Origin of the sequence: Psychrobacter sp. AOP7-B1-24 (genome assembly GCF_052376215.1) — a bacterium.
GTDB lineage: Bacteria > Pseudomonadota > Gammaproteobacteria > Pseudomonadales > Moraxellaceae > Psychrobacter.
Window position 1 is genome coordinate 1 of sequence record NZ_JBQSVL010000218.1, and the last position, 427, is coordinate 427.

The following is a 427-nucleotide window of genomic DNA, read 5'->3' on the forward strand; positions in this document are numbered from 1 at the left end:
AAATAATAAAAGGAAGCTTAAAGATGGCTAGAGAATCTAATTTCTTAATTGGAAGTGGTGAAAAGTTAATTTCTAAAGAAGTTATCAGAAATGGAGGTGGCACAAAACAACAGCCTTATACTTTTGAAGAGGCTAAAGAGCGAATTTCTTACCAATTAGAGAGTATTATAAGCGATGTATCGAAATTGCCAGACGCAGCTAAACCCAATGACGAAGCTGTTATTGCAGTAACCTTACATCCTAGATATGTTTCCAAAAGTGATCATCCTCAAAAGTTTTTTGAATCTCAAGAGCTTGTTGCCATTGGTAGTAAGCCCAAACGTATAAAGCCTGACAACTGGGGTACCAAGAAAGTGCCTAATGAGCTTTCACTTACAGATGTATATTACATAAAATCTTCAATATCTAATTTGAACCATTTTTTACA

General features: G+C 34.7%; 1 pseudogene. It reads left to right on the forward strand.

Features of this window, described 5'->3' with window-relative positions:
• Positions 1–23: 23 nt before the first annotated feature.
• A pseudogene (locus ACT3QP_RS15085) lies at positions 24–427 on the forward strand (hypothetical protein); the annotation flags it as partial.